This window comes from Microcystis sp. BLCC-F209 (assembly GCF_041928595.1).
Taxonomy (GTDB): Bacteria; Cyanobacteriota; Cyanobacteriia; order Cyanobacteriales; family Microcystaceae; genus Microcystis.
In genome coordinates, this window is sequence record NZ_JBHFLL010000029.1 from 1 (window position 1) to 4,709 (window position 4,709).

Annotated in this window: 6 protein-coding genes; 3 read left to right on the plus strand and 3 right to left on the minus strand. The window is 34.9% G+C overall.

The genetic code is table 11. The annotated features are described in order from the left end of the window. Positions 1 to 210: 210 nt before the first annotated feature. Positions 211 to 2,232 (minus strand): tetratricopeptide repeat protein, encoded by a 2,022-nt coding sequence (locus ACE1AQ_RS02185; protein ID WP_374807762.1) that lies wholly within the window; start codon positions 2,230 to 2,232, stop codon positions 211 to 213. A 146-nt stretch (positions 2,233 to 2,378) separates the two neighbouring features. On the opposite strand from ACE1AQ_RS02185, the gene ACE1AQ_RS02190 reads away from it, so the two are divergent. Together ACE1AQ_RS02190 and ACE1AQ_RS02195 are read left to right on the plus strand one after the other, a co-directional pair. Then, positions 2,379 to 2,528, plus strand: a complete 150-nt coding sequence (locus ACE1AQ_RS02190) for a hypothetical protein (protein ID WP_155726598.1) — start codon at positions 2,379 to 2,381, stop codon at positions 2,526 to 2,528. Between the two features lie 2 nt (positions 2,529 to 2,530). Next, a complete protein-coding gene (locus ACE1AQ_RS02195) occupies positions 2,531 to 2,698 on the plus strand; it encodes a hypothetical protein (RefSeq protein WP_002788754.1) in 168 nt (55 codons plus the stop codon). Positions 2,699 to 2,700: 2 nt separating this feature from the next. On the opposite strand, the gene ACE1AQ_RS02200 is transcribed toward ACE1AQ_RS02195, so the two are convergent. Next, positions 2,701 to 3,318, minus strand: a complete 618-nt coding sequence (locus ACE1AQ_RS02200; RefSeq protein WP_110546084.1) for a COP23 domain-containing protein — start codon at positions 3,316 to 3,318, stop codon at positions 2,701 to 2,703. Positions 3,319 to 3,364: 46 nt separating this feature from the next. Beyond that, on the minus strand, positions 3,365 to 4,354 hold the full coding sequence (locus ACE1AQ_RS02205) for a protein kinase (protein ID WP_374807765.1): 990 nt from the start codon (positions 4,352 to 4,354) through the stop codon (positions 3,365 to 3,367). A 162-nt stretch (positions 4,355 to 4,516) separates the two neighbouring features. Here ACE1AQ_RS02205 and ACE1AQ_RS02210 point away from each other — a divergent pair. Next, positions 4,517 to 4,709: transposase family protein (locus tag ACE1AQ_RS02210; RefSeq protein ID WP_374807767.1), on the plus strand; the 193-nt coding region annotated here is incomplete at its 3' end.

A 4,709-nucleotide genomic window follows, 5' to 3' on the forward strand; every position in this document is an offset into this window, starting at 1 on the left:
ACTAGCTTCATATCTTGATTATACCTGATAACGTTCTTAAAATCTATCGGTGGCCAAAGTTACTTATTTTAGCTATCTAGCTACAGAAATGAGTAGCTTTAAAAAGCTTTAGGTAGGTTTTTGGTTTCTGTGGTTAACCCCAGACAAAAATAAGAGCGATCGCACTAATCATATCATATTCCAAGGCTCTGTCTTGGAACAAGGATATGGTTATTGATTTCTTTTTGCTTCCTCCGCTAACTTTTTGTTATTAGAAGCATAAGGATTTTGAGGATTAATTTCAATGGCTTTATTAAAATCTTTAATAGCTTTATCATATTCTTTTAAATTATAGTAAACCCTCCCTCGATTATTGTAAGCATCATCATATTGAGGATTAATTTCCAGAGCTTTGTTATAATCTGCCATTGCTTTATCATATTCTTTTAATTCAAGGTAAACATTCCCTCGATTATTGTAAACATAAGCATATTGAGGATTAATTTCAATGGCTTTATTATAATCTTTAATAGCTTTATCATATTCTTTTAATTCAAGGTAAACAATCCCTCGATTATTGTAAGCTTCGGCATATTGAGGATTAATTTCAATGGCTTTATTGTTATCTGCCATTGCTTTCTCATATTCTTTTAAATCAGAGTAAACAATCCCTCGATTATTGTAAGCATTAGAATATTGAGGATTAATTTCAATGGCTTTATTATAATCTTTAATAGCTTTATCATATTCTTTTAAATCAGAGTAAACATTCCCTCGACCATTGTAAGCATAAGCATATTGAGGATTAATTTCAATGGCTTTATTATAATCTGCCATTGCTTTATCATAGTCTTTTAAATCATCGTAAACATTCCCTCGACCATTGTAAGCATAATCATTTTGAGGATTAATTTCAATGGCTTTATTATAATCTTTAATAGCTTTATCATATTCTTTTAATTCACGGTAAACATTCCCTCGATTATTGTAAACATCAGCATATTGAGGATTAATTTCCAGAGCTTTGTTATAATCTTTAATAGCTTTATCATATTCTTTTAAATTATAGTAAACACTCCCTCGATTACCGTAAGCTTGAAATAATTGAGGATTAATTTCAATGGCTTTATTATAATCTGCCATTGCTTTCTCATAGTCTTTTAAATTATAGTAAACAAGCCCTCGATTATTGTAAGCATTAGAATATTGAGGATTAATTTCAATGGCTTTATTGTTATCTGCCATTGCTTTCTCATAGTCTTTTAAATCAAGGTAAACAATCCCTCGATTCTTGTAAGCTTCGGCATATTGAGGATTAATTTCAATGGCCTTAGTATATGCCGCAATCGCTTTATCATATTGATTATTATTACGGTAGTCTTCCCCTTGCTTAAAATAGGTTTCAGCAGTGGTAGAATTAGGTTGAGATGATTGCGCTACCGTAACAGGATTAAAAGAAAAATCCCCCACCAAAGAGGAAGACTCCCAAGGAACTTGCTTATTTTGAGTAGCTTGTACAACATCCTCCCGTACCCGTTTAAACATCAACTCCACATCTAAATTCGGTGTTTTCAGATGCTTTAATAAAAAAGACGTATATAACCCATTTTCTCCCTCTCCATCAGCAGCAACCCCTCCTGGTTCCGTCGCAAAAGCAATCAAGGCACCCCTAGCTGATTGTATCGGAGCCAAACCCCGTTGACTAGAGCGCCATTTTCGAGCAAAGGGATTATTGCGACAAGCATCAAGAATGACAATATTCATCTGATTTGCCGCATCTTCCATCCTAGCTAAGACTTTTCCTACCGGAATCGCCTCATAGCGCACATCTTCTGCCACATCCAGCTTCGCATTTACCGGAATAAGATAATTTTCGCCATCCACTTGTGTACCATGTCCCGCATAATAAAATAATCCCACTCCTCCTGCCTTAAGTTGGTGGTGAAATGTGTCAATAGCATTTTCAATCTGCTTTAAATCAGCATTTTCCAGCAAAATTACGTCAAAACCAACATCTTTAAGCGCATTCGCCATCGCTTCTGCATCATTAATCGAGTTTTTGAGAGGATTATCCTGATAACTCGCATTTCCAATGACTAAGGCTGTGCGTCGTTGTTTTTGTTGACTTTGTGACTGATTTGTGGTAATAGTAATTCCACGATCTTGAGTTTGCTGGTTTTGACAGGATACGAGGGAGAAAATTAGGGGAAATAGGGATAAAATTAGGCAAAGTTTCAATAATTGCGGTTTCATGGCAATTCAGATAAGCATTGGAGGATAATAATGGGATTGAACTGATTAGGGAAAGGATAAAATTATTTCCCTACATTATCATATCTATTCCAATATTTGCTATAATTAACAATTATTTATTATTTGCTGACAACACTAGACGGCGGATGCAAGCAACTGTCCAGTATATTACTATGGAGGATGAGTTATCTTATGAAGATATTCAAGAAGCAGGGGAGGATTTCTCAGAGCAGTTAGGTCGAGTTTTAGAAGCTAAAATAGTAGTCAATGGAATTAGAATCCGATTGGAGAATTAACGATGACTTCAAAACCGTTTACTGAACAGGAATTAGCAGAAATCTTAAAAATCGCTCAGCAAGGAGAAAATAAACTCAGAGAAATGAGCGATTATGCCACAATTCTAGCAGAAAAATGGAGAAGCAAAACCCAAAACACTCCTAATCCCGTAAACAAAGGTATATTTTGAGTCTAAAACGCTGCACCATTGTTTGGATTAGATGGCTGTTTTGGGGATTTTTCTACTTTCAAAACCTCAGATAAATCATAAAAAACTTGCTGCTTTTTACCAGAATTTTTAGAATCATTTACTCCTCTAGTTAAGGGTGTATTGTTATCAGGTGCTTGACGAATTTCCATAAGATCATCTAATACTGCATAAGGCTCATCCTTAGTTTCCAAAGTAAAGAGTAAATCATCTTGATCACAAGTAGCACTTTTGGATTTTACTCCACAGACAACGGGAACTTCTCGATCATTAATCCAACTTGCTACCGTAGCCGTGACATACTGTAGTCCATCCCGATCATAAATATCTTGGAATCGTCTAGAAACTTGATCACATCGTTTTCGAGGATTCCATTGATTACCAAAATAATAATTATCTGGTTTCCAAATAATTATAGTAAAATCTCTGTCTGAATTTGGATTATGGACAATAGTAGCTGGCACATTTTTACCTAAATATTGAGCATTTCCACAAAAAAACTTAGATTTTGTTGCAGCATTAGAATTTCCTTGACATCCTGAGGTCAGCATTAGCAAACCAAATAAAAGTGAGACTGCTATTCCCGAAGTCTGACGCTTCATAAATCTTACTTACTCCTGTTAAACTTGTTCCTATTACCTTTATAGCTTAAAAAGCAGGTTGATGTTGTGTCTCATTGTTTTGTTGTCTCTCAGATAAATTGATCACCCCAATACCAATTACTCCTCCTAAAAGTAACATTAAAATTAGGGGAATAACGGCAATTTTACCCCCTTTATTTTGTATAGATGAAGAATGAGACATAGAAACTGTTGGCGCAATGGTAGGGGAGACTCCCCGTAAACCTTGAATTGCTTGCAAAGCTTCTGTAGCTGAGGGATAGCGTTGTTGAAAATCTGGATGACTCATTTTAACTAAAATATCAGTAAATTTAGGTGTTATTTTGACTTTATTTTGCCAATGTATTTCTCCTGTTTGACTATCAACTAATTGGGTAGGATAATATCCCGTTAACATCTGAATAGCAATCATTCCCACAGAATAAATATCACTGCTAAAGGTAGGTTTTCCTAGATTTTGTTCATTTGACATATATCCTGGTGTTCCTATTCCAATTGTCTTAGGTTGGTTTTGAGGATTACTTAAATTAATAATCTGTTTTACCGCACCAAAATCAATTAAAATAATTTTATTATCTCCTTTGCGTCTAATTAAGTTATCAGGTTTAATATCCCGATGAATAACGTTATGCTGATGTACAAAAGCTAAAGTTGATAATACATCTTCTAAAAATTCAATTCCTGCTATTTCTTCCCATTGTTTCCCTAGTATAATTTCCTCACCTAAAGGATGTCCCTCAATATATTCTTGAACGAGATAAAATTGATTATTTTCAGAAAAATGGGCAAATAATTGGGGGATTTGAGCGTGTTTTCCCAATTGATAAAGACTTCTTGCTTCTGTATCAAATAAACGCGTTGCTATTTGCCAAGATTGGGGATCAGATTGGGGTTTAAGTTGCTTGACAACACACCAAGGATGATCTGGTAATTGGGTATCTTTAGCTAGAAAAGTTTCACCAAATCCACCAGAAGCAAGCGATCGCACAATTTGATAACGATGGACTAATAAATTCACCCTTATCTTACCTGCTGATAAATAGTGGTTATTATAGCATTGATTGATCCCCCCTAGTCCCCCTTAAAAAGGTAGGGCTGTTTCATTCTCCCATCAGAATATCAAAAGTAAAAGCGATCACTGTCAGGTAAAATGATAAGTGACCGCCAACCTTTAAAATATATGTTGAGCTTAATAGAAAAACTAAAACAAGTCAAGGACTTTCGGAAAGATAAAGGAAAAAGACACCCTTTATGGATAGTATTAGTAGTAATAATACTGGGAACAATGCTAGGATACTCAGGTTATAGAGAGCTAGGAGAGTTTGCTAAAAATAATCGGCACAGGCTCAGTCAAGAATTTAACATAATTCCAG